Below are 23,557 nucleotides of genomic sequence, written 5' to 3'. Positions count from 1 at the left end.
GCGTAGGCGAGACTGGCCCCGTGGCACCGACAGACGAGTCCGCTCAGACCCAGCCGCCCCGCACCCCGCCCGTCCCGCCGGCCGTGCCACCCGCCCCGCCGTCCGGCACCGGCCCGGTCCGCATGCCCGGCTGGCTGCCGCGCGCCATGGTGCTCGCCCTGGCGCTCTACGCCTGCTTCCGGCTCGGCAGCTGGGCGTTCGACCAGCTCATCGGGCTGCTGATCAACGTGCTGATCGCCTTCTTCCTGGCGCTCGCCATAGAGCCCGCGGTGAGCCGTATGTCGGCTGCCGGCATGCGCCGGGGCCTCGCGACGTTCCTGGTCTTCCTCGGCGTACTGGTCGCCGGCGCGGGCTTCGTCGTGCTGCTCGGCTCGATGCTCGCGGGGCAGATCGTCGACATGGTCGAGGACTTCCCGCAGTACCTCGACTCGGTGATCAAGTGGGTCAACCAGACCTTCCACACGGAACTCTCCCGGGTCGAGGTGCAGGACAGCCTGCTGCACTCCGACTGGTTGCAGAAGTACGTCCAGAACAGCGCGACCGGTGTGCTCGACGTGTCGACCACGGTTCTCGGCGGCCTGTTCCGGCTGCTGACGATCTTCCTGTTCTCGTTCTACTTCGCGGCCGACGGGCCCCGGCTGCGCCGCGGACTGTGCTCCGTCCTCCCGCCCGCCCGCCAGGCCGAGGTGCTGCGGGCCTGGGAGATCGCGGTCGCCAAGACCGGCGGATATCTGTACTCGCGCGGACTGATGGCGCTCATCTCCGGAGTGGCGCACTACATCCTGCTGGCAGCCCTCGGGGTGCCGTACGCGCCGGCGCTCGCTGTCTGGGTCGGTCTCGTCTCGCAGTTCATCCCGACCATCGGCACGTACCTGGCGGGCGCGCTGCCGATGCTGATCGCCTTCACCGTCAACCCCTGGTACGCCCTGTGGGTCCTCGGATTCGTCGTGGTGTACCAGCAGTTCGAGAACTACGTGCTGCAGCCCAAGCTCACCTCCAAGACCGTGGACATCCACCCGGCGGTCGCCTTCGGCTCGGTGATCGCGGGTACGGCGCTGATGGGCGCCGTCGGCGCACTGATCGCCATCCCGGCCGTGGCCACGCTGCAGGCCTTCCTCCTCGCCTATGTGAAGCGATACGCCGTCACGGACGACCCGCGGGTGCACGGGCACCACCACCAGCGGCGCGGCGAGCCGCTGTCGGTGCGGCTGCGCCGGCTCTGGCACACCCCGGAGGGTGACGACGAGGGTCAGGGGACGGACGAGGAGCCGCAGGACCCACAGCCGCGCTCCTGAGGGTGCGGAGCCACGGCCGGGGCGCCGGCGTCAGCGGTAGCCCGTCACGTCGGCCGGCAGGCCCGGGTCCTGGACCTCGGTGACATACCTCCAGGCATCGGGGCTGCTGCCGTCGAGATCGGTGAAGCCGTACACCTTCGCCAGCTGACCGCTGGACAGCGAACGCCCGTTCCAGCGCGACACCCGGGGGTCCTGCGCCAGCGCGGCCACCGCACGGCCGACGAAGGCCGGGCTCTCGGAGATGGCGAAGTGCGGGGCGTGCGCGATCGCCTCGCGCCAGTTCGCCTCGGTGACGCCATGGGCCTCCAGCATCGCTTCGGAGCGCAGCCAGCCGGGCGTGAGCGAGACCGCGGTCGCCCCGTGCGGCTCCAGCTCGTGCGCCAGCGCGAACGCCATCCGGTTCACCGCCGCCTTGGCCAGGTCGTAGAAGAAGGAGACCCGGTAGTGGGCGGCGTTGTACTCATCCGTCCCGTCGGTCACCTCGACCACCAGGCCCCCGGGTTCCTCGATGAGGAGCGGCAGCGCGTAATGGCTGGTGATGGCGTGCGTGTCCACCGCCAGCCGCAGCGTGTGCAGGCCCGTGTCCAGCGAGGACTCCCAGACCGGCCTGTCCCACTCGATGCGGGCTCCCCAGATGTCGTTGACGAGCAGGTGCAGCCGGCCCTGCTCCCTGCGGATACGGGCCACGAGCGCCTCGACCTCCGCCGGCACGAGGTGGTCCACCCGGACCGGGATGCCGTGACCGCCGGCCTCGTCCACGAGGGCCGCGGTCTCCTCGATGGTCTCGGGGCGGTCCATTTCCGAGCGCACGGATCCGCTGGTCCGCCCGGTGACGTAGACGGTCGCGCCGACGGCACCCAGTTGAACGGCGATGCCGCGGCCGGCGCCGCGGGTGCCCCCGGCGACCAGGGCGACTCTTCCGGCCGTTTTTGTCCCCATGCAGCCGGAATCTAGCATGATGCCGCACATGCGCCCTTGACTCACTTAAGAGCCGATGTTAAGCGCTATCCTGGGGCGAGTCGGTGTGGCGTGGTGCGCTTGACACCAAAATCGAACATCCGTTCTCATGGGATTCCGGCCGGGTTTTGCCGGGCTCGACCGTGGAGTTGTCCACAGGCCGGGAGGACGTCGAGGCCCATTGTCAGTGGCAGGGGTTAGCGTCTTTGACGTGAAGCGATCGACTCAAGCAAATCGGGTGGAACCCATGGCAGGTAACGACCGCGAGAAGGCGTTGGACGCCGCACTCGCACAGATTGAACGGCAATTCGGCAAGGGCGCGGTGATGCGCCTCGGCGAGCGGCCGAACGAGCCCATCGAAGTGATCCCCACCGGATCGACGGCGCTCGACGTCGCGCTCGGCGTCGGCGGTCTGCCGCGCGGCCGAGTGGTGGAGGTGTACGGACCGGAGTCCTCCGGCAAGACGACGCTGACGCTGCACGCCGTGGCGAACGCGCAGAAGCTCGGCGGCACGGTGGCGTTCATCGACGCCGAGCACGCCCTCGACCCCGAGTACGCGAAAAAGCTCGGTGTCGACATCGACAACCTCATCCTGTCCCAGCCGGACAACGGTGAGCAGGCCCTCGAGATCGTGGACATGCTGATCCGCTCGGGCGCCCTCGACCTGATCGTCATCGACTCCGTCGCGGCCCTGGTGCCCCGTGCGGAGATCGAGGGCGAGATGGGTGACTCGCACGTGGGTCTGCAGGCCCGCCTGATGAGCCAGGCGCTCCGGAAGATCACCAGCGCGCTCAACCAGTCCAAGACCACCGCGATCTTCATCAACCAGCTCCGCGAGAAGATCGGCGTGATGTTCGGCTCGCCGGAGACCACCACCGGTGGCCGTGCGCTCAAGTTCTATGCCTCCGTGCGCCTCGACATCCGGCGGATCGAGACGCTCAAGGACGGCACCGACGCCGTCGGTAACCGCACCCGCGTCAAGGTCGTCAAGAACAAGGTCGCGCCGCCCTTCAAGCAGGCCGAGTTCGACATCCTCTACGGCCACGGGATCAGCCGCGAGGGTGGCCTGATCGACATGGGCGTGGACAACGGCTTCGTGCGCAAGGCCGGCGCCTGGTACACGTACGAGGGCGACCAGCTCGGCCAGGGCAAGGAGAACGCCCGCAACTTCCTCAAGGACAACCCCGATCTCGCCAATGAGATCGAGAAGAAGATCCTGGAGAAGCTGGGTGTCGGTGTGCGCCCCGAGGCGCTGCCCGCAGAGCCCGGAGCGGACGCGGCGGGAGCCGCCGCGGCTCCGGCCGACGGTGCGGCGAAGGCGGTGCCCGCTGCGGCCGGCAAGGCCAAGCCGGCCAAGACGGCGGCGGCCAAGAGCTAGACCGTGACGCGTCGTACGGAGTGGCCGGGCAGCGCCGCCGAATCCGGCGCGGGTCCCGGCCCCGAATCCGCCGCCGGACACACCACCGGATCCGATACCGAATCCGACCTCTCCCACGAGCCGGCGACCGGGTCCGGCTTCGGCAGAGGTGCGGGTTCGGGCGCCGGGTTCGGAGAGGGGAGCGGGCGCCGTTCCCGCTCCCGTTCCAGGAGCAGCGGCTCCCCTGCCTCGTCGAGGGCCGAGAAGGGGGAGCCGCGAGACCCGGTCGAGCAGGCGCGCAACATCTGCCTGCGACTGCTCACCGGGACCGCACGCACCCGCAAACAACTTGCGGACGCCCTGCGGAAACGGGAGATCCCCGACGAGGTTGCCGAACAAGTGCTGTCGCGCTTCGAGGACGTCGGACTGATCGACGATGCCGCGTTCGCCGATGCCTGGGTGGAATCCCGGCACCACGGCCGCGGGCTCGCCCGCCGGGCGCTCGTCCGTGAGCTGCGGACCAAGGGGGTGGACGCGGCGGTGATCGACGAAGCCGTCGGCCAGCTCGACCCGGATCAGGAGGAGGAGACGGCGCGCGAGCTCGTCGCACGCAAACTCCGCTCCACCCGGGGCTGGAGCGCGACAAACGCCTGCGCAGGCTTGCCGGGATGCTCGCCCGCAAGGGATACGGCGAAGGAATGGCCCTGCGTGTGGTGCGCCGGGCGCTGGAGGAAGAGGGCGAGGACACGGAAGGGCTGGACGATCCCTTCTGACCAGGCTTTTCCGACCGGGCCGGCATGCGGACCCGCGCTGCGGATCCGACCACCTGTGTCCCTCGGGGGAGGCACAGGGCATGACGTACCCGGGCCGCGGCGTTGTCAGGAGCTTTCCGGGCTCACTGCCCGGCGCGGGCGGCGCGGGTGATGGTGGCGTCGATCAGAGCCACAGCATCCGCGGCGGTGCGCCCCGGATACCTGTTCCACGGCCCGATCAGCCCGGTCCAGCCCTGGGACCGGAGTTCGGCGATCAGCCAGGCGCCCGCCCGGTCGACGGTGTCCAGCGAGCCGTAGCCCAGGCGGTGCGCCGTGAGGAGTGCGCCGCAGACGCAACGGGCGCCCCTCGCGTTGCGGAGCCGGTACGGGGTGTTCTGCCAGCCCCACTCGGTCAGGATCTGCCGGGCATGGGCGAGATGCGTGGAGGGCCGCACCTCGGGCTGTCCGATGCGCCGCCAGGAGTGGAGCCGGTCGGGCAGCAGCGCACCGAGGCGCCCGGGGAGCGGGCGCTCGCGCGGGGTGCGGCGGGCAGGGCGCGGACGGTGTCGGCGATCAGCTGGCCGACCGGGACGGACAGCAGCCCGCGCCAGTCGGCCGGGTCCCCCTGCGCCGCCTGTGATGTGCGGTCCGGGGGCACGGGACGTACGGGTTCCGGCGTCGTCAGGTCCCAGCCCGTGACGATCTGCCGCCACGCATCCGTGTCATGCAGACGGGCGGCCTGGACGTCGAGCTCGTCAGGGGTGAGTGCGGTGGTCGGCATCGGTGCGGGCTCCCGGCATAGCGGTCCTTGTCGTTGAGCCGAATGTCCGTCCCGCCCGGGGTTCGCTCCACCGGAGCGAGGCCATACGGGTGTGTCACGACGGATTCCGGGCCTGGGAGCGGATTCCGGGCCGGCGAGCGCGCGGCGGACGGGGACTCGGAGCCGGGGAGTGCGCGGCGTAGGGGGGATCCCGGGCCGGGAGCGCGCGCGTAACGGGGGACAGCCCCCGTACGAAGACGCCGGAATGCTCCAGTGCACAGACACCTGTGCACAGAGCAGTGTGTGACGCATGCCAGAGAAGCCCGGTGGTACCGAGATCACGGAGCTGGCCGCCCTCAAGGCACTTGCCCAGCCGCGGCGCCAGCAGATCCTTCAGCACCTCACCCTGCACGGCCCCGCGACGCCCGCGATCCTTGCCCGCGCGCTGGGCCTGAACACCGGGGCCACCAGCTACCACCTGCGCGAGCTTGCCCGGTACGGCTTCGTGGCCGACACCGCGCCGCAGGAACCCGGTGCCCGCAGGGCACGGTGGTGGCGGGCGGTTCCCGGCGACCCCCGATTCCCACCGCCGTCCCACCGGACTCCCGAGATGCGGCTCGTCATGGATGAGCTGAACCGCCACGCGTACGCCGCCGACCTAGGGCCTCTCGTTTAGTTCATGCCGGGCTCGCGTGCCCCGGCGCCGCACCTCGCGGCGTTGTCGTCGGTCGCCGACGCTCGCCGTGGGCTCCTTCCTCCGCCTTGCGAGGCACGGCACCGGACCCCGCTCCCTGATCCGGCCTGATCCAAACGAGAGGCCCTAGCCCTCGTCGAGGAGCTCCAGCGCCGGAGCGGTGCGGCGGCGGACGGCCGGGGCGTGGACGAGTGGGCCGACGCGTACGCGTACTCACGCGGCTCCCTCCGGCTCACCCTCCCCGAACTCCGGTTGTTCTTCGAGGAGTACATCGCCCTCGTGAACCGCTACAAGCGCCCCGACGCCGAGACCCCTGCCGGCGCCGCACGGTCCACACCCGCCTGCTGGCCTTCCCTGTCCCGCACGAGGCCGCCACGCACCATGGCGGCAGCAGCTCAGGCAACGGCCCCGCGGACCACGACACAACAGAGACGGACGCGTCATGATGCTGCGCTACGCGCTGCGGACCCTCAGGCACCGCAAAGGCGGATTTCTCGGAGCACTGCTGGCCCTCATGTGTGCCGCCGCCCTCGTCACCGCCTGCGGCACCCTGCTGGAGACCGGGCTGCGCGGCCGCATCGCCACCGAGCGCTACGCCGCGACCCCGCTCGTCGTGTCCGCCGACCAGAACGTCCACCGGACCACCATCAAGCACAAGGGCAACGGAAAGACCAAGGTCAAGCACAAGGCGAAGCCCGTCGCCGAACGGGCCTGGCTCCCCGCCACGACCGCCGACCGGCTCCGACGCGTGGCGGGCGTTCGTGCGGTGGTCCCCGAACTGACCTTCCTCGCGCAGCCGTTGGGTCTCGCACCCGCCGACGCAACGGCGGGGCTGCCGTCCTACGGCCACTCCTGGGACTCCGCCCCGCTCACCCCCTTCGCCCTCACCGCGGGCCGCGCCCCGGCCGCCGCCGACGACGTGGTGATCGACCGGGGCCTCGCCGAGCGGGCAGGCCTCGCGACAGGTGACCGGCTCACCGTGCAGTCCACCCGGGCTCCGCGCACGTACCGCGTCAGCGGCATCGCCGCCCCGGAAGGAAGCGGTGAACTCCGGCAGCAGACCACGCTGTTCTTCTCACGCGCCGAGGCCGGACGGCTCGCCGCCCGACCCGGCCAGGTCGCCGCGTTCGGCGTGCTTCCCGCATCCGGCACGGACACCGGGCGGCTGAAGCAGCAGGTCGCACACGCACTCAAGGGGACGACCGCGCAGGTCGCCACGGGTGACGACCGCGGACCGGTCGAGTTCCTGGACGCCGCAGGCGCCCGGGTCAAGCTCATCTCCATGGGCGGGGCCATGGGCGGCACCTCTCTCCTGGTCGCGGTCCTCGTTGTCGTCGGCACCTTCGCGCTCTCCGTCCAGCAACGCCATCGTGAGCTGGCCCTGCTCCGCACCATCGCCGCCACCTCACGGCAGATCCGCCAACTGCTCGGCCGCGAGGCCCTGGTGATCGGTGCCGTTGCCGGGGTGCTGGGTGCCCTGGCCGGATTGCCGCTGGCCGGCTGGCTGCACGGGCGGTTCATCGATTCCGGAGCGGTCCCGGCAACTCTGGAGCGGACGGCAGGCATTCTCCCGGCCGGTGTCGCCCTGGCCGTCACCCTCATCGGTGCCTGGGCCGCCGCCCGGATCTCGGGCCGCCGCATCGCCCGGCTCCGCCCGGCCGAGGCCATGGCCGAAGCCGCGGTCGAGCGCGCCCGCCCCGCCCGCGGCCGGACCTTCGCCGGCCTGGTCCTGCTCGTCGGCGGCGGCGTGCTGGTCGCGGTGCTGGGTGTCCTGCACACCGAGGCCGCCTCGACGCCCGTCACCTTCCTCGCCGTAGTGGTGCTGGCCACGGCGGTGTCGCTGCTGGGCCCGTTCCTCGTCAGGGCGGCCGCCGCCCTGCTCTCCGGGGTGTTCCGGGCGGCCGGGCCCGTCGGGAAGCTGGCCACCGCGAACATTCGCGGGAACTCCACCCGGATGGCCTCCGTCGTCACCCCGCTCACCCTGCTCATCGGCATGACCTGCACGGTGCTCTTCATCCAGCCGACTCTCGGGAACGCCGCCCTGGCCCAGGCCCGGGAGGGCACCAGAGCCACCTGGGTGCTGGGAGCCCAGGGGCCCGGCGTGCCGTCCGACGCCGCCGACGCGGTCCGCGCCACGCCCGGTGTCACCGCTGCCACGGAGGTCGTCCGGACCACGGTCCGGGTCGGGCTCGACAAGTACCCGGCCCAGGGGGTCACCGGGGCCGGCCTCGCCCGCACCTGGGACCCGGAGGTGACGAGCGGCTCGATCGCCGCGTTCACCGCGGACCCGCACACCGCCGCGGTCAGTGAACTCGCCGCCGACCGGCTCGGCCTCCGCCCGGGAAGCGAGCTGAAGCTGCACCTCGGCGACGGAACCCCGGCCACCCTCACGGTCGCCGCCGTCTACCACCGGGGCCTGGGCTTCGGCGACCTGACGCTGCCGCACGACCTGGTCGCCCGCCACATGGACAACCCGCTGGCCTCCACGGTCCTGGTCGCCGGAGACGCCACCCGCCGTGAACTGACCGCCGCGGTGCAGGAGTTTCCCGGTATCGCGGTCATGGCCCCGTCGGCTGCCGACCGGCTCCAGGCGGACCGGCAGCAGGAGAACGCCGAAATCAACTACCTCGCCATGGGCCTCGTGCTGGCCTTCACCGCCATCGCGGTCGTCAACACGCTCGCGATGTCGGTGTCCGAGCGGTTCAAGGAGTTCGCGTTGCTCCGGCTGGCCGGAGCAACGCGCCGCCAGGTGCTGCGGATGCTCCGTATCGAGACCCTGTCGGTCCTGCTCATCGCCGCCGTACTCGGCACCGGCGTCGCACTCGCCGTACTGACCGCCTTCAGCATCGGCCTGACGGGCGGCGCGGCGCCCGCCGTCCTGCCGCTGGTGTACGCGAGCGTGGTGGGCGCCGCCGCCCTGCTCGCCCTGACCGCCACGGCGCTGCCGGGCAGACTGGCGCTGAAGATCCGCCCGGTGGAAGCGGCCACATCGACTCAGTGACCGGGGCCGGCTCCCCGGCGGGGCTCCCGGTCACGCGACGACAGGGGCCCCGCCGGGGATCCGGGTCGACGTGTGGTGCGGAGTCCAGTCGCGCGCCAGGTCTCCCCGTCACCCCTCGATGGGGAGACGTACTGCAGGCCAGGTCTCCCGGTCACACGTCAACGGGGAGCCCCGCCGCGCGCCAGGCCTGGAAGCCGCCGACGAGGTCGGTTGCCCGGTGCAGACCGAGGCGGTGCAGGGACTCGACGGCGAGGCTCGACGCGTAGCCCTCGTTGCAGATGACCACCACCTGAAGAGCGTGGCTCACCGCCTCCGCCGCCCGATGGCTTCCCTGCGGGTCCAGCCGCCACTCCAGCTCATTGCGCTCGACCACCAGCGCCCCCGGGATCAGCCCGTCCCGTGCGCGCAGTTCCGCGTAGCGGATGTCCACGAGCAGCGCCCCCTCGGCGGCAGCCGCCTTCGCCTCGTCGGGGCCGAGCCGTTCGTATCCGGACCGGACCCGCTCCAGCAGCTCGTCGATCCCGACCTGCCCCGTACCGTCGTGCTGTCCGTCGCTCACTGCCAGTCCTCCGGGCTCTCGGTCTGCTCCAGGCGCAGCACCGCGCCCGTGCGGCTGTAGCGCCGGATCTTCGGCAGCGGCGGGTAGTACGCGTGGACGGAGACGGCGTGTTCCGAGGTGGACTCGTTCAGCACCTCGTGCACGTGGTGCCGGCTGAACGCTCGCCCCTGACCGGCCGTCAACTCCCTTGACCGGTCGATGTCCTCGGCCAGTTCCAGGGTCTTCCAGCCGTCGGTGGGCAGCCGTGCCGCGAGTGAGTGTTCCTTCAGCGTGCCGCTCGCGGTCAGGAAGGCGCCGATGGAGTCGGCGTGGTCGTGCCAGCCGGTGCCGGTGCCGGGCGGCCAGCCGATCAGCCAGGCCTCACTGCCGCCGGGCCCGTCGAGGCGGATCCAGGTGCGGCCCTCGGGATCGAGGGGGAGCGAGGCGATGAGGTCGCTGTCAGTGGCGATGCCACGGACGTAGTCGAGCAGTTCCGCAGCGCTCGGACCGGAGGAGGTGGAGGTGCGTACGGAAAGGGGGGAAGAAGAGGCAGACACGGTGACCGTCCTGAGAGTTCGCGTGGATGCCCTGCCGTACGTCATGGCGCACGGCGGAGCTGGAGAGGCGATTCAGCAGGACGGACGACACACGCAGCCCGCATAGCGGAGCAGGTCCATATGGACCCTCCGCCACAGGCGCACATCGGTGTCAGTCACATTCGGGAGTAGACCATGCGCGCCTGCGCGGGTCAATTGATGTCTGCGGTGTGATCGGAGCGTTCGGAAGTACGGGCCGCACCTCCGCGCGCCGCTTCCGCCGCCGCGAGGAGCTCCGCGGGCCGTACCCCGCCGAACGACTCCACGAGGTGACCGTCCGGCCTGACCAGCAGAACGGTGTGCGCGGACGCCCCCGGATAGCTCTCGGCCACCAGCAGCTCGCCCTTCACCGGCATGGCGTCCACCGCCTCCACGAGCCGCGGCATGACTCCAGCGCGCATCCAGTGGCGCCGGTCCCACACGCCGGTACCCGGTGCCACCAGGACCACCAGCAGCTGCCCCTGCCCCAGCCGCTCCCGCAGCCGCACAGGCGTGCCGTCCGGCGCCGTCACCCGCACATCGGCCACCGGCGCACCGGGGGCCGTACCCACCGTCGTGTGCGCCTCGGCGCGTGGTGGTGCGAGGGGGGAGTGGGAGTACGAAGGGGGCGCACCGAGCGGTCCGCATCCCAGATGTGCGTCGGAGAGCAGCGAATCGTGCCCGCGTGCGCTCCCCGGCACCAGGGTCCGCAGCCCGCCGCCGCCCCGCAGTATCGGCAGCGACTGGTCGGCGGCGCGCAGCCGCGAGGCGACCGCGGCCCGACGCTCGGCCTGGTAGCTGTCCAGCAGCAGGTCACTGGCGCCGTGATGCCAGGCCAGCGCCAGCTTCCAGGCCAGGTTCTCGGCGTCCCGGAGCCCCTCGTCCAGCCCCTGGGTGCCGAGCGCCCCCAGCAGATGGGCGGCGTCCCCGGCCAGGAACGCCCGCTTCACCCGCCACCGCCTGGCAAGCCGGTGATGCAGCGTGTAGACGCCCGTGTCCAGCAGCTCGTACGGCGGGGTCTCACCGCACCAGCCCGCCAGGGTGTCCCGGACCCTGGCGACCAGCACGTCGGGGGTGACGAGCTCGCCGCGCGGCGGCAGCAGCCAGTCCAGCCGCCAGACACCGTCCGGCAGTGGCCGTGCCGTCACCTCGGCGCCGCCGGTGCGCCACGGCGGCAGCCGGTGCAGGACCGCCTCGTCGGGCCAGGGCAGCTCGGTGCGCAGCGCGGCGACGGCATGCCGCTCCACCGCCGTGCGGCCGGGGAAGCGGATGTCGAGGAGCTTGCGCACGGTGGACCGGGCCCCGTCGCAGCCGACCAGATAACTCCCGCGCCACCACGTCGAACCGGGCTCCCTGGTGTGCACGGTGACCCCGGCCGGATCCTGCTCCAGCGTGTCGATCCGGCTGAGCCGCGCCGTCCGGACCAGCTCCTGCGCGGCCACCGCGTCCCGCAGGCCACGCACCAGTGCGTGCTGCGGCACATGAACGGGGGCGGCGGCCTGCGGATCATCCCCTGGCGCACCTTCGCCGAGCGGCAGACGACGTACCAGCTGCCTGCGCCGCATGGACCGCCAGCCGGCCCAGCGAAGGCCCTCGTCCGCGAGCGTCTTGCAGCCGAGCCGCTCCACCAGGGCGGCGGTGTCCTCGCGCAGCACGACCGTGCGGGCAGGTCGGGTCTCGTCCTTGCCCGGGTCCTCGTCGAGCAGCACCGAGGGCACCCCCTGTGCCGCGAGGGCGAGCGACAGCACCAGGCCGACGGGCCCGGCACCGACGATGATCACCGGGTCCACGGCGTGGCCCCCAGATCGCGTGCGGTCGAACGCGAGAAGGCGCGCGAGGGGAGCCCTGCGGCCGGGAGGGCCGGGCAGGTCGAGGACGGCGGCGAGGGGGATGCGGCGGCGGAGGCTCGGTGCGCGATCACAGAACGTATGCAACCTACTGCCGGTGCTTGCGTCAAGTGACACCGGAACGCGGCGAGGGGCGGTGGCAAGTGCGCCACCGCCCCTCGCGGGTGTCTGTCGACGAGCCGTCAGACGGCGCGTCCGTCATCGGTGTGGAGCGACGGTGCACCGATCGTCTCCAGCTCGCCGCCGGGTCCCGTGCCGACCACCGCGCCGGTGCTCTTCTTCGCGCGCCGGAGCCGCTGCTCCAGCCAGCTCGCGAACGAGGTGAGGGAGAAGTTCACCGCGAGGTAGATCACGGCGACGATGGTGAAGCACGCGATGGTGTTCGCACCGTAGTTCGCACTCATCGGCCGGACCGATGCCAGCAGTTCGGGGAAGGTGAGCACCCAGCCGCCGAGTGCGGTGTCCTTCACGATCACCACGATCTGGCTGACGATCGCGGGCAGCATGGCGGTCACCGCCTGCGGCAGCAGCACGAACAACATGGTCTGACCCTTGCGCATGCCGATCGCCTTGGCCGCGTCGGTCTGCCCCTGCGGGAGCGACAGGATGCCGGCGCGCACGATCTCGGCGAGCACCGAGGCGTTGTACAGCACCAGCCCGGTGACCACGGCGTACAGCGGCCGGGTGTCGGAGCTGATGTTCGTGTACTCGGAGTACACCGCGTTCGCGGCGATCATCAGGATCAGCACCGGGATGGCGCGGAAGAACTCGACGACCACGCCGGCCGGCATCCGCGTCCACCGGTGGTCCGAGAGTCGGCCGATCCCGAACAGCGCGCCCAGCGGCAGCGCGATGATCAGGGCGAAGAACGCCGCCTTGAGCGTGTTCTGGAGCCCCGGCCAGATGAACGTCGCCCACGGCTGGGAGCTGGTGAAGAAGGGCTTCCACTTGATCCAGTCGAGCTGGTTCTTGGAGGCGAGGCCGTCGTAGACCCACCACACCACGGCCGCGGCGACGATCACGAACAGGGCGGTGTACAGAATGTTGCGCCGCTTGGCGTTCGGCCCCTGGGCGTCGTAGAGGACGGAGGTCATCGCTTCACCGCCACCTTCTTGCTCACCCAGCCGAGAATGAGGCCGGTCGGGAGGGTCAGGACGATGAAGCCGAACGCGAACACCGCCACGATCGGGATCAGTTGAGCCTCGGCCTCGGTCATGGTCTTCATCAGAGCCGCGGCTTCCGCAACCCCGATCGCCGAGGCGACCGTGGTGTTCTTGGTCAGCGCGATCAGCACGTTGGAGAGCGGATTGACGACCGAGCGGAAGGCCTGCGGGAGAACTATCAGCCGCAGCACCTGGGTGAAGCTCAGGCCGAGGGCTCGTGCCGCCTCGGCCTGGCCGACCGGCACCGTATTGATGCCGGACCGCAGGGCCTCACACACGAAGGCGGCGGTGTAGGCGATCAACGAGAGCACCGAGAGCCGGAAATTGATGTCCGCGACGTCGGTCGCGCCGAGGTTGATGCTGAGCGTCGAGGACAGCCCCAGCGAGGAGAACACAATGATCACGGTCAGGGGGATGTTCCTGACCACGTTCACGTAGCCGGTCGCGAAACCGCGCATCAGGGGGACCGGGCTGACCTTCATGCCGGCCAGCAGCGTTCCCCATATGAGGGAGCCGAGGGCGGAGTAGACGGTGAGCTGCACCGTTACCCAGAACGCCCCAAGCAGGTCGTAACCATCAAGAAAGTCGAACACGATCTCCCGCGCTTCCGCGTGTAGGAGGGCACGGCGCGCCGCCGTCAGTGGCGGCGCGCCCGGTCAGCCCTGCTTCACTTGACGACGTTGCCGATCTTCGGGGCGGGCTCGTTCTTGTAGCCGGCCGGGCCGAAGTTGGCCTTCACGGCCTTGTCCCACGAACCGTCCGAGACCATCTTGGTGAGCGCGGCGTTGATCTTCTTCTTGAGGTCGGCGTCGCCCTTCTTCAGGCCGATGCCGTAGTTCTCGTTGGTCATCTTGAAGCCGGCCAGCTTGAACTTGCCCTTGTTGACGTCCTGCGAGGCGTAGCCGGCCAGGATGCTGTCGTCGGTGGTCAGCGCGTCAACGGCCTTGTTCTCCAGGCCGGTCAGGCACTCCGAGTAGCCGCCGTACTCCTGGAGCTGGGCCTTCGGGGCCAGCGTGTCCTTGACGTTCTTCGCCGAGGTCGAGCCGGTGACCGAGCAGAGCTTCTTGTTGTTCAGGTCCTTGGGCGACTTGATCGAGGGGTCATCCGCGCGGACCAGGATGTCCTGGTGGGCGAGGAGGTACGGACCCGCGAAGTCGACCTTCGCCAGCCGCTCGTCGTTGATCGAGTAGGAGGCGGCGATGAACTTCACGTCACCGCGCGAGATAGCCGTCTCGCGGTCGGCGCTCTTGGTCTCCTTGAACTCGATGTTCTTGGCGTCGTAGCCCAGTTCCTTGGCGACGTACGTGGCGACATCGACGTCGAAGCCGGTGAACTTGCCGTCCGGCGTCTTCAGCCCGATACCGGGCTGGTCGATCTTGATGCCGATCGAGATCTTCTTGCCGCCGCCCGAACCGGACGCGTCGTCCTTGTCGTCGGAACCACAGGCGGTGGCGGTCAGGGCGAGGGCGAGCACGGCGGCCGAGGCGGCGGTGACCTTACGAAGCTGCATGGTGGTATTCCCTAGAGTTGACGCGATGTGAGTGATCAGCCGGCCCGGGGACCGGCGCTGAAGGCTCCATCAGTGGTGAAGGATCTTCGACAGGAAGTCCTTGGCCCGGTCACTGCGCGGGTTGCTGAAGAACTGGTCGGGCACGGCCTCTTCGACGATCTTCCCGTCCGCCATGAAGACAACCCGGTTCGCCGCGGAACGGGCGAAACCCATCTCATGGGTGACGACGACCATGGTCATGCCGTCGCGGGCGAGCTGCTGCATGACCTCCAGCACCTCGTTGATCATCTCCGGGTCCAGCGCGGAGGTCGGCTCGTCGAAGAGCATGACCTTCGGGTCCATCGCCAACGCCCGTGCGATCGCCACACGCTGCTGCTGACCACCGGAGAGCTGGGACGGGTACTTGTCGGCCTGGGTCGCCACGCCCACCCGGTCGAGCAGCGCGCGCGCCTTGTCCTCGGCAGCCTTCTTGTCCGCCTTGCGGACCTTGAGCTGGCCGAGCATCACGTTCTCGAGCACCGTCTTGTGGGCGAAGAGATTGAACGACTGGAAGACCATGCCGACATCGGCACGCAGCCGCGCCAGCTCCTTGCCCTCCTGGGGCAGGGGCTTCCCGTCGATCGAGATCGCGCCAGAGTCGATCGTCTCCAAGCGGTTGATCGTGCGGCACAGCGTGGACTTCCCGGACCCGGAGGGCCCGATGACGACCACGACCTCGCCACGGGCGATCGTCAGGTCGATGTCCTGGAGCACATGCAGCGCGCCGAAGTGCTTGTTGACGTTGCTCAGCACGACCAGGTCGTCGCCGGCCGCGGGTGCAGCGTCCTCGGCGCCCTTGGTCACTGAAACTCCGCTCATCGGCTTTTTGCTCCGTCCTCCTCGGTTGGAAGGACCTTAATGACGCGGTGCGACCAGCGTCATTACATCTGAGCGGAAATTGAGCATAACGATCCGGCTGCAACCGGACACTCCGCGTGAACGGGACGTCCCGTGAGGTGGCCCGGGCGTACCGGGTGCATAACGGAAACCTCGATGCAACGGAAGGGGCCTTGACTGGCCCACCGGTCATCGGAGTGGATGCCTTGGTACACCTTGACGTGAAACGCCTCGGTACGGGGAAGTGACCAGGGGCGTACGCGACCGTACCGACACCGCACCTCAGGAGAGGGGGGCCATGAGACTGCTGCTCGTCGAGGACGACAACCACGTCGCCGCCGCCCTGTCCGCCATCCTCGCCCGGCACGGCTTCCAGGTGGTGCACGCCCGCAGCGGCGAGGAGGCCCTGCAGGCACTCCTCCCCACGGAGACGGAGCCCTTCGGGGTCGTGCTGCTCGACCTCGGGCTGCCCGACCAGGACGGCTACGAGGTGTGCGGGAAGATCCGCAAGCGCAGCTCCGTACCGGTGATCATGGTGACCGCGCGGGCCGATGTCCGCTCGCGGATCCACGGGCTGAACCTCGGTGCGGACGACTACGTGACCAAGCCGTACGACACCGGCGAGCTCCTCGCCCGTATCCACGCGGTCAGCCGGCGCAAGTCGGCCGGTGAGGAGACCGGGCCCACGCCCGTCGCCGCACTGCGCCTGGGGCACGTCAACATCGAGCTGCCGACCCGCCGCGTCAGTGTCGACGGGAGCGAAGTCCAGCTCACCCGCAAGGAGTTCGACCTGCTCGCGCTGCTCGCCCAGCGGCCCGGCGTGGTGTTCCGCCGGGAGCAGATCATCAGCGAGGTGTGGCGCACGAGCTGGGAGGGGACGGGGCGCACCCTGGAGGTGCACGTCGCCTCGCTCCGTTCCAAGCTCCGGCTGCCCGCGCTCATCGAGACCGTGCGCGGGGTCGGCTACCGCCTCGTCGCCCCGTCCGCGTAGAGGTCTGCGTCCCAGGTGCGTACCAGGCTGCTTCCGCTGCTCATCGTTCTCATGGCGAGCGTCCTGCTCGCCCTGGGCTTCCCACTGGCCGTCAGTGTGGCCGCGGCGCAGCAGCAGCGCGTCGTGATCGACCGCATCGACGACACGGCACGCTTCGCCGCGCTCGCCCAGTTCATCACCGAGCGCTCCAGCGGCTACGACGAACGGCTGCGCACGCTGCGGACCGAACTGGAGACGTACGACTCCGTGTACGGCATCCGGGCGGGCGTCTTCTACCGCGACGACTCGGCCATGGCGAAGGCCCCGGCGAACTGGGGGCTGCCGGCCGAGGGCGAGGGCCGCGAGGCGTTCAAGGAGGCCCTGCTCGGCCGCCGCAGCCACGACCCGCCGCAGGTCTGGCCCTGGCAGGACGGCCGGGTGGTCGTCGCCTCACCCGTCGTGCGGGACGGCGACGTGATCGCCGTCGTCGTCCTCGACTCGCCCACCGCGCAGATGCGTGGCGACACGCTCCGCGGCTGGCTGGTGATCGCTGCGGGTGAGGTGGTCGCGATGCTGGTGGCCGTCGGCGCGGCGATCCGGCTCACCGGGTGGGTCCTGCTGCCCGTGGAGACCCTCGACGCGGCCGCGCACGACATCGCCAGCGGCCGGATGCGGTCCCGGGTGGCGGCGTCCGGCGGACCGCCGGAACTCAGGCGGCTGGCCCGTTCGTTCAACGAGATGGCCGACAACGTCGAGGACGTGCTGGAGCAGCAGCGCGCCTTCGTCGCGGACGCCTCGCACCAGTTGCGCAACCCTCTGGCCGCCCTTCTGCTGCGGATCGAGCTCCTCGCGCTCGAACTCCCCGAGGGCAACGAGGAGATCGCCTCCGTGCGCACGGAGGGCAAGCGCCTCGGCCAGGTGCTTGACGACCTGCTCGACCTGGCGCTGGCCGAGCACGCCGGGGCCGATCTGCAGCTCACCGACATCGGCGCCCTCACCGCCGAACGTGTCGCCTCCTGGCGGCCGGTGGCCGAGGAGAAGGGCGTACGGCTGCGGGCGGACGGCGCCCCGGCCGTCACGGCCTGGGCGGACCCCATCGCCCTGTCCAGCGCGCTCGACGCCATCATCGACAACGCCCTCAAGTTCACCCCCGAGGACGAGGAGGTCCGGGTCACGGTCGCCTCCGGCAGCGAGTACGTCACGGTCGTCGTCGCGGACCGCGGGCCCGGCCTGACCGAGCAGGAACTGGACCGCGTCGGTGACCGCTTCTGGCGCAGCGCCCAGCACCAGAACGTACGGGGATCCGGTCTCGGCCTCTCCATCTCCAAGGCGCTGCTGGCCGCCGGCGGCGGCTCCCTCGACTGCGCGCGTCACGAGCCGCACGGGCTGCGGGTGACGGTGTCGGTGCCGCGCAACGGACCGCACGCGTGACCGGGCGACGGCTGCAGGCAGTGGCCGCCGTGGGGCGGCTGCGCACAGCCCCGCAGCCGGTTGGCGGTCACGGTGTGAGCCGGGAAACGCAGGGCGGCCGGGGCGCAGGCCGTGCGCCGAAGGTCCCGCTGGGTCCCGTGCCTGCGGCTACGAGCCTCAGGGCTTGACCGAGCGGTAGTAGCGCTTGGCTCCTTCGTGCAGCGGCAGCGGATCGGTGTAGATGGCGGTCCGCAGGTCGACCAGCTGCGCGGCGTGCACCTCGCGCCCGATGCGGTCCCGGCTGTCGATCACGGTCCGGGTGAACGCCTCGGTCATCGCCGCGTCCGTACGGTCCGTGGTCACCAGCACATTGGCGACCGCCACGGTGGGCACGGCCTGCCCCTGCTGGGCGCTTCCGTAGGCGTCGGCGGGCATCACGGCCGAGCGGTAGTAGCGGGTGGATCCGCCCGCCGCCTGGAGCTCCTTGATCAGCGGGTCCTCCAGCGGGACCAGCCGGATCGCGAACCGGGCCGAGAGGTCCTGCACCGCGGTGGTCGGCAGCCCGCCGGACCAGAAGAACGCATCGAGCCGGCCGCTCTCCAGCAGTTTCGGCATGGTGTCGATGCCGACAGGTATCGCCGTCACGTCATCGACGGGATCCAGTCCGGCGGCCTTCATCAGCCGGTCGGCGACCAGCCGCACCCCTGACCCCGGCTGCCCGACCGCGACCTTCTTGCCCCGCAGATCCGCGACCTTGCGGATGTCCGAATCACGGTCGACCACCAGCTGCACGTAGTCGTCGTACAGCCGGACGCAGCCCCGCAGCCGCTCGGCACCCGGCTTGTCGTCCCGCAGGTAGGTGGCGACGGCGTCGGTGGTGGCGATGGTGAAGTCGGCCTTTCCCGTCGCCACCCGCGCGATGTTCTGCTGCGAGCCCTCGCTGGTCTGGAGCTGTATCGACACATCGGGCAGGTCCTTGGCGAGTGCGCCCTTCAGCCGCTCGCCGTAGCGCTGGTAGACCCCGCTGCGCACACCGGTGCTGAAGCTCAGCGTTCCGCTCGGCGCCGGGTCCCCGAGCGGGAGCAGCCACCAGAGCAGCAGCCCGAGCACGACGACGAGGGCGGCGCCCACCCGCAGGGAGCGACGCCGGCCGATTCGGGACATTGCTGCCGGGAGCATGGCGGCGATCCTGCCAGGTCGTTCCCGGCGATGGCCAGGGGCGCCGCCGGATCCCCTGCCTTCGCAGGGGCCGGGAAGCCGCCCGGAAGCCGCCCGCGGCGGGAGGCGCCCGGCCAGCGCCTACCCTTGTCGCATGAGCAGCGGCAACCGGAGCGAAGCAGTGGACGTCAGAAAAAGCTATGAGGTGCGCACCTACGGGTGCCAGATGAACGTCCACGACTCCGAGCGGCTGTCGGGGCTGCTGGAGGGCGCCGGCTACGTACGGGCGCCCGAGGGCTCCGACGGTGACGCCGATGTCGTCGTCTTCAACACCTGCGCCGTACGTGAGAACGCCGACAACAAGCTCTACGGCAACCTCGGCCGCCTCGCCCCCATGAAGACGAAGCGCCCGGGCATGCAGATCGCGGTCGGCGGCTGTCTCGCACAGAAGGACCGCGACACGATCGTCGAGCGGGCTCCCTGGGTGGACGTGGTCTTCGGTACGCACAACATCGGCAAGCTGCCCGTGCTGCTGGAGCGCGCCCGCATCCAGGAGGAGGCGCAGATCGAGATCGCCGAATCCCTGGAGGCGTTCCCCTCGACGCTCCCCACCCGTCGCGAGTCCGCGTACGCCGCCTGGGTGTCCATCTCGGTCGGCTGCAACAACACCTGCACCTTCTGCATCGTTCCGGCCCTGCGCGGCAAGGAGAAGGACCGCCGGACCGGCGACATCCTGGCCGAGATCGAGGCCCTGGTCGCCGAAGGGGTCTCCGAGATCACCCTGCTCGGCCAGAACGTGAACGCGTACGGCTCCGACATCGGCGACCGCGAGGCCTTCTCCAAGCTGCTGCGCGCCTGCGGGCGGATCGAGGGCCTGGAGCGCGTCCGCTTCACCTCGCCGCACCCGCGTGACTTCACGGACGACGTGATCGCCGCGATGGCCGAGACGCCGAACGTGATGCCGCAGCTGCACATGCCGATGCAGTCCGGCTCGGACACCGTCCTCAAGGCGATGCGGCGCTCGTACCGGCAGGAACGCTTCCTCGGCATCATCGAGAAGGTGCGGGCCGCCATGCCGGACGCCGCGATCTCCACCGACATCATCGTCGGCTTCCCCGGCGAGACCGAGGAGGACTTCGAGCAGACCATGCACGCGGTCCGTGAGGCACGCTTCGCCAACGCCTTCACCTTCCAGTACTCCAAGCGCCCCGGAACGCCGGCCGCCGACATGGACGGGCAGATCCCCAAGGAGGTCGTCCAGGAGCGGTACATGCGCCTGTCCGTCCTCCAGGAGGAGATCTCCTGGTCGGAGAACAAGAAGCAGGTGGGCCGCACGCTGGACGTCATGGTCGCGGAGGGTGAGGGCCGCAAGGACGGCGCGACCCACCGGCTGTCCGGCCGCGCCCCCGACAACCGCCTGGTCCACTTCACCAAGCCGGACCAGGACGTACGCCCCGGCGACGTGGTGACCGTCGAGATCAGCTACGCCGCCCCGCACCACCTGCTCGCCGAAGGCGCCCCCTCGGGGTACGCCGGACCCGCTCGGGGGACGCCTGGGAGAAGCGCACCGCCGCCGCGGCCGCCAAGCCCGCCGGCGTCATGCTGGGCCTGCCCGGGATCGGCGCCCCGGCGCCGCTGCCGGCCACCTCGGCCCCGGGCTGCGGCTGCGACTGACGGCTGCCTCGGAGCCGGGCCCCGGGTGCGGCTGACGGCTGCCTCGGTACTGGGCTGCGGCTGACGGGGTGCGTCGGGGTGCCGGGTTGCGGTTGCGGCTGCCGGGGGACTCGGTGCGGGGTTCCGGCTGCGGCTGACGGCCGTTCCGGTCCCCGGTCGGGCGGCACGAGAGGGGACTGTGCCGACGCGTCCGCGCCGAGGGACGTGTCACCCCCAGCCAGTACGCTGCCCTCCATGCTTGTCGCCGCCGCCGTATGCCCCTGCCCGCCCCTGCTGGTCCCCGACGTCGCCGCCGGTGCCGCGCCCGAGCTGGACGCCGCGAGGACCGCGTGCACCGATGCTCTGGGCGTGCTGGCGGCTGCCCGGCCCGATCTGCTGATCGTGATCGGTCCGGCCGGCCTCGCCGGCCGCGGCCCGCACCCCGAGGGCGCCACCGGCACCTTCGAGGAGTTCGGCGTCGGCCTGGAGGTACGGCTCGGCCGTGACCTCGGCGCGGTGGCCGACCGCCCCCTTCCCCCGTCGCTCGCCGTCGGCGCCTGGCTGCTGGCCCGTACCGGGTGGGCTGCCGCCCCCGTCGAGGCGCTGGGCGTGGGGGAGCCGCTGGAGACCGGCCGCTGCACGGACGCCGGACGGGCACTGGCCGCCAGGGCGGACCGGGTGGCGCTGCTGGTGATGGGCGACGGGAGCGCCTGCCGGACCCTCAAGGCCCCGGGCTACCTGGACGAGCGCGCCGCCGATTTCGACGTGACGGCCTCGCGGGCCCTGGGTGCTGCCGACACCGCTGGGCTGATCGCGCTGGACGAGGCACTGGCGTACGAGCTCAAGGCCGCCGGCCGCGCGCCCTGGCAGGTGCTCGCGGGGGCGGCGGAGGGCGCCGGCCTCGACGGCCGGCTGCTGTACGACGACGCGCCCTACGGCGTGGGCTACATGGTCGCCGCCTGGTCCTGAGCGACTGCGGCGCGGCCGGGCAGCCGGTCACGGGTGGGCCCGTGACCGCGGTCGCTCAACCGGGTGGCCCCCGTGACCGCCGGCGCGGCCGGTCCGCCGAACCGGGTGGCCCCATGAGGACGCACGACGGCCGTGGAGCGATGCCGCTCCACGGCCGTCACGGTGTCCTGTCGGACCTGGGTCAGAAACCGGGCGGCGGCGGGGTGCTGCCCGGACCCGGAGGCGTACTGCCCGGAGCGGGCGGCGTGCTGCCGCCGTCCTTGTGGGACAGGCGCTCCACCGCGTCCTTGGCCTTCTGGGTGCCGGTCACGATCTTGTCGCTGTACTTGCCCTTGGTCTTCTCGTCCACCGTGCGCGCGGCCTTGTCGAGCCCCTGGTCGATCTTCCCCCGTGCTGCTGCGCGAGGTCACTGACCTTGTCCTTGGCCGGGCTCAGCTTCGCCTTCAAATTGTCCATGAAGCCCATCGGACACCTTCTCTGCTGGGGGACTGCGTGCGGGTGCTCTCTCCGGCCCGGTTACCCGCCGCGCGGTCGCGCACTCTCCCGGCCGCGGCATCGGCGGTCGTGGAGGACAAACGGCAGAACCAGGAGAAAACACCCATATTTACTCGCAAGTTTACTTGAGTGAGCAGCCGAACACGCCACCCCTCGGGCCGCCACGTCCGCCATTCGGGAACGGGCCCCCAGGATTGCGAGAGACTGTGGCAGTGAGAAGTCCAGCTCCCGCACCGCGGGTCATCGCCGTCGTCGGTCCCACCGCAGCCGGAAAGTCCGACCTGGGGGTGTTCCTCGCCCAGCAGCTCGGGGGCGAAGTGGTCAACGCCGACTCCATGCAGCTCTACCGGGGGATGGATATCGGTACCGCGAAGCTGACACTCGCGGAGCGCGAATCCGTCCCGCACCGTCTGCTGGACATCTGGGACGTCACCGAGACCGCCAGCGTCGCGGAGTACCAGCGGCTGGCCCGCGCCGAGATCGACCGGCTGCTCGCCGAGGGCCGCACCCCCGTCCTGGTGGGCGGCTCCGGCCTCTACGTGAAGGGCGCGATCGACGCCCTGGAGTTCCCCGGTACGGACCCCGCCGTCCGGGCCGCACTGGAGGCGGAGCTGGCCGAGCGCGGTTCCGGAGCGCTGCACGAGCGGCTCGCCGCGGCCGACCCGGAGGCGGGCCGCGCCATCCTGTCCAGCAACGGGCGGCGCATCGTCCGCGCCCTGGAGGTCATCGAGATCACAGGCAAGCCCTTTACCGCCAACCTCCCCGGTAACGATGCGGTCTACGACGCCGTCCAGATCGGCGTCGACGTGGCCCGGCCGGAACTCGACGAGCGCATCGCCCTGCGGGTCGACCGGATGTGGGACGCGGGACTGGTCGACGAGGTGCGCGCCCTGGAGGCACAGGGGCTGCGGGACGGCCGCACGGCCTCCCGGGCGCTCGGCTACCAGCAGGTGCTCGCCGCACTGGCCGGGGAGTGCACCGAGGACGAGGCGCGCACCGAGACCGTGCGCGCCACCAAACGGTTCGCGCGCCGCCAGGACTCCTGGTTCCGCCGCGACCCGCGCGTCCAGTGGCTGAACGGCGCCGCGGAGCACCGCGAAGAACTCCCGGGCCAGGCGCTGGCGTTGGTCGAACGAGCGGTTACAGCCTGATCGCATGACAGGAATTGATGGCGTAGCGGGGACTTTTACTGGCTAAATCGAGGCAGGTCAGAGCGAGTTGTTGGGTTGCGAGTTCGCACCAGAATCCGACAATCAGGGACGACGCATCGCTGTCCGGCGCTGACCTCTTGCTGACTTTGCTGACGGGTGGTCATCAATCTCAGTTGGCAGTGGCGGGGTGCCGGAGTGTGTTGTAAGTGGAGTTGGCGCTCTGTACGCCGAGCAATGAGGTGTGGACGCTGTATCTGATCCGGGCGAGCGGCTCTTGGCAAGGCGTGGTGGTGGACTACTGATGATGCGCGGGATCGCCGGTTTGGCTAACCGGCGATCCCGCGCTATGTTGCGCGCCGTCTGCAGACCTGGTCTGTCTGTCTTGAAGGACCGACGCACGTGAGCTGCGTTTTCATCCCATCCGCT

General features: G+C 70.7%; 18 protein-coding genes and 4 pseudogenes. 10 read left to right on the top strand and 12 right to left on the bottom strand.

Annotation, left to right across the window (positions count from 1 at the left end; translation table 11 throughout):
- Window positions 1–122 precede the first annotated feature (122 nt).
- The gene (locus LNW71_RS05900) at window positions 123–1,295 is read left to right on the top strand and encodes an AI-2E family transporter (protein ID WP_250971908.1); all 1,173 of its coding nucleotides are present in this window, start codon (window positions 123–125) and stop codon (window positions 1,293–1,295) included.
- 30 nt (window positions 1,296–1,325) lie between these two features.
- On the opposite strand, the gene LNW71_RS05895 is transcribed toward LNW71_RS05900, so the two are convergent.
- Window positions 1,326–2,234 carry an SDR family oxidoreductase gene (locus LNW71_RS05895; RefSeq protein ID WP_250967273.1) on the bottom strand — a complete coding sequence of 303 codons (909 nt, stop codon included), beginning with the start codon at window positions 2,232–2,234 and terminating at the stop codon, window positions 1,326–1,328.
- A 265-nt stretch (window positions 2,235–2,499) separates the two neighbouring features.
- Here LNW71_RS05895 and recA point away from each other — a divergent pair, with 265 nt between their 5' ends.
- Together recA and recX are read left to right on the top strand one after the other, a co-directional pair.
- Window positions 2,500–3,630, top strand: coding sequence for a recombinase RecA (recA, locus tag LNW71_RS05890; protein ID WP_250967272.1), 1,131 nt, complete (start codon window positions 2,500–2,502; stop codon window positions 3,628–3,630).
- Between the two features lie 3 nt (window positions 3,631–3,633).
- Window positions 3,634–4,382 (top strand): annotated as a pseudogene (recX, locus tag LNW71_RS05885) (recombination regulator RecX).
- Window positions 4,383–4,504: 122 nt separating this feature from the next.
- Here recX and LNW71_RS05880 read toward each other — a convergent pair.
- Window positions 4,505–5,142: pseudogene (locus tag LNW71_RS05880) on the bottom strand (hypothetical protein).
- 289 nt (window positions 5,143–5,431) lie between these two features.
- On the opposite strand from LNW71_RS05880, the gene LNW71_RS05875 reads away from it, so the two are divergent.
- Both LNW71_RS05875 and LNW71_RS05870 read left to right on the top strand, forming a co-directional pair.
- A complete protein-coding gene (locus tag LNW71_RS05875; RefSeq protein WP_250967271.1) occupies window positions 5,432–5,797 on the top strand; it encodes a helix-turn-helix domain-containing protein in 366 nt (121 codons plus the stop codon).
- Between the two features lie 460 nt (window positions 5,798–6,257).
- Window positions 6,258–8,816, top strand: coding sequence for an FtsX-like permease family protein (locus tag LNW71_RS05870; RefSeq protein WP_250967270.1), 2,559 nt, complete (start codon window positions 6,258–6,260; stop codon window positions 8,814–8,816).
- 151 nt (window positions 8,817–8,967) lie between these two features.
- Here the strand turns inward: LNW71_RS05870 and LNW71_RS05865 are convergent, their stop codons facing one another.
- The 8 genes from LNW71_RS05865 to LNW71_RS05835 all read right to left on the bottom strand — a co-directional run bounded on the left by LNW71_RS05865 (window position 8,968) and on the right by LNW71_RS05835 (window position 15,307).
- Window positions 8,968–9,375 carry a rhodanese-like domain-containing protein gene (locus LNW71_RS05865; RefSeq protein WP_250967269.1) on the bottom strand — a complete coding sequence of 136 codons (408 nt, stop codon included), beginning with the start codon at window positions 9,373–9,375 and terminating at the stop codon, window positions 8,968–8,970.
- A complete protein-coding gene (locus tag LNW71_RS05860; protein ID WP_250967268.1) occupies window positions 9,372–9,956 on the bottom strand; it encodes a cysteine dioxygenase in 585 nt (194 codons plus the stop codon). The genes LNW71_RS05865 and LNW71_RS05860 overlap by 4 nt, the downstream gene beginning before the upstream one ends.
- 27 nt (window positions 9,957–9,983) lie before the next feature.
- Window positions 9,984–10,055: a putative leader peptide gene (locus LNW71_RS36845; protein WP_310851512.1), complete on the bottom strand. Its 72-nt coding sequence runs from the start codon at window positions 10,053–10,055 to the stop codon at window positions 9,984–9,986.
- 47 nt (window positions 10,056–10,102) lie between these two features.
- Complete coding sequence (locus tag LNW71_RS05855; protein ID WP_250967267.1) at window positions 10,103–11,719, bottom strand: FAD-dependent monooxygenase; 1,617 nt, start codon at window positions 11,717–11,719, stop codon at window positions 10,103–10,105.
- Between the two features lie 239 nt (window positions 11,720–11,958).
- Window positions 11,959–12,870 carry an amino acid ABC transporter permease gene (locus LNW71_RS05850; protein WP_250967266.1) on the bottom strand — a complete coding sequence of 304 codons (912 nt, stop codon included), beginning with the start codon at window positions 12,868–12,870 and terminating at the stop codon, window positions 11,959–11,961.
- Window positions 12,867–13,532, bottom strand: coding sequence for an amino acid ABC transporter permease (locus LNW71_RS05845; protein ID WP_250967265.1), 666 nt, complete (start codon window positions 13,530–13,532; stop codon window positions 12,867–12,869). Before LNW71_RS05845 ends, LNW71_RS05850 begins: the two co-directional genes overlap by 4 nt.
- A gap of 74 nt (window positions 13,533–13,606) precedes the next feature.
- A complete protein-coding gene (locus LNW71_RS05840; RefSeq protein ID WP_250967264.1) occupies window positions 13,607–14,449 on the bottom strand; it encodes a glutamate ABC transporter substrate-binding protein in 843 nt (280 codons plus the stop codon).
- 69 nt (window positions 14,450–14,518) lie between these two features.
- Window positions 14,519–15,307 (bottom strand): amino acid ABC transporter ATP-binding protein, encoded by a 789-nt coding sequence (locus LNW71_RS05835; protein ID WP_250967263.1) that lies wholly within the window; start codon window positions 15,305–15,307, stop codon window positions 14,519–14,521.
- A gap of 316 nt (window positions 15,308–15,623) precedes the next feature.
- On the opposite strand from LNW71_RS05835, the gene LNW71_RS05830 reads away from it, so the two are divergent.
- Both LNW71_RS05830 and LNW71_RS05825 read left to right on the top strand, forming a co-directional pair.
- Window positions 15,624–16,316 (top strand): response regulator transcription factor, encoded by a 693-nt coding sequence (locus LNW71_RS05830; RefSeq protein ID WP_250967262.1) that lies wholly within the window; start codon window positions 15,624–15,626, stop codon window positions 16,314–16,316.
- A 15-nt stretch (window positions 16,317–16,331) separates the two neighbouring features.
- Entirely contained in the window at window positions 16,332–17,726 is a 1,395-nt protein-coding gene (locus LNW71_RS05825; RefSeq protein ID WP_250967261.1) for a HAMP domain-containing sensor histidine kinase, read from the top strand.
- A gap of 156 nt (window positions 17,727–17,882) precedes the next feature.
- Here LNW71_RS05825 and LNW71_RS05820 read toward each other — a convergent pair whose 3' ends face one another.
- A complete protein-coding gene (locus LNW71_RS05820; RefSeq protein ID WP_250967260.1) occupies window positions 17,883–18,884 on the bottom strand; it encodes a TAXI family TRAP transporter solute-binding subunit in 1,002 nt (333 codons plus the stop codon).
- Window positions 18,885–19,017: 133 nt separating this feature from the next.
- Between LNW71_RS05820 and miaB the strand changes: the two are divergent.
- Window positions 19,018–20,537: pseudogene (miaB, locus tag LNW71_RS05815) on the top strand (tRNA (N6-isopentenyl adenosine(37)-C2)-methylthiotransferase MiaB).
- Window positions 20,538–20,771: 234 nt separating this feature from the next.
- On the top strand, window positions 20,772–21,485 hold the full coding sequence (locus LNW71_RS05810; protein ID WP_250967259.1) for a class III extradiol dioxygenase subunit B-like domain-containing protein: 714 nt from the start codon (window positions 20,772–20,774) through the stop codon (window positions 21,483–21,485).
- A gap of 181 nt (window positions 21,486–21,666) precedes the next feature.
- Here LNW71_RS05810 and LNW71_RS05805 read toward each other — a convergent pair.
- Window positions 21,667–21,950: pseudogene (locus tag LNW71_RS05805) on the bottom strand (antitoxin).
- A gap of 242 nt (window positions 21,951–22,192) precedes the next feature.
- Here LNW71_RS05805 and miaA point away from each other — a divergent pair.
- Complete coding sequence (gene miaA, locus LNW71_RS05800; protein WP_250967258.1) at window positions 22,193–23,131, top strand: tRNA (adenosine(37)-N6)-dimethylallyltransferase MiaA; 939 nt, start codon at window positions 22,193–22,195, stop codon at window positions 23,129–23,131.
- The last annotated feature ends 426 nt before the right edge of the window (window positions 23,132–23,557 follow it).

Source organism: Streptomyces sp. RKAG290, from assembly GCF_023701695.1.
In the GTDB taxonomy this organism is placed as follows: Bacteria; Actinomycetota; Actinomycetes; order Streptomycetales; family Streptomycetaceae; genus Streptomyces.
This window is presented reverse-complemented; position numbering and strand designations above follow the sequence as displayed.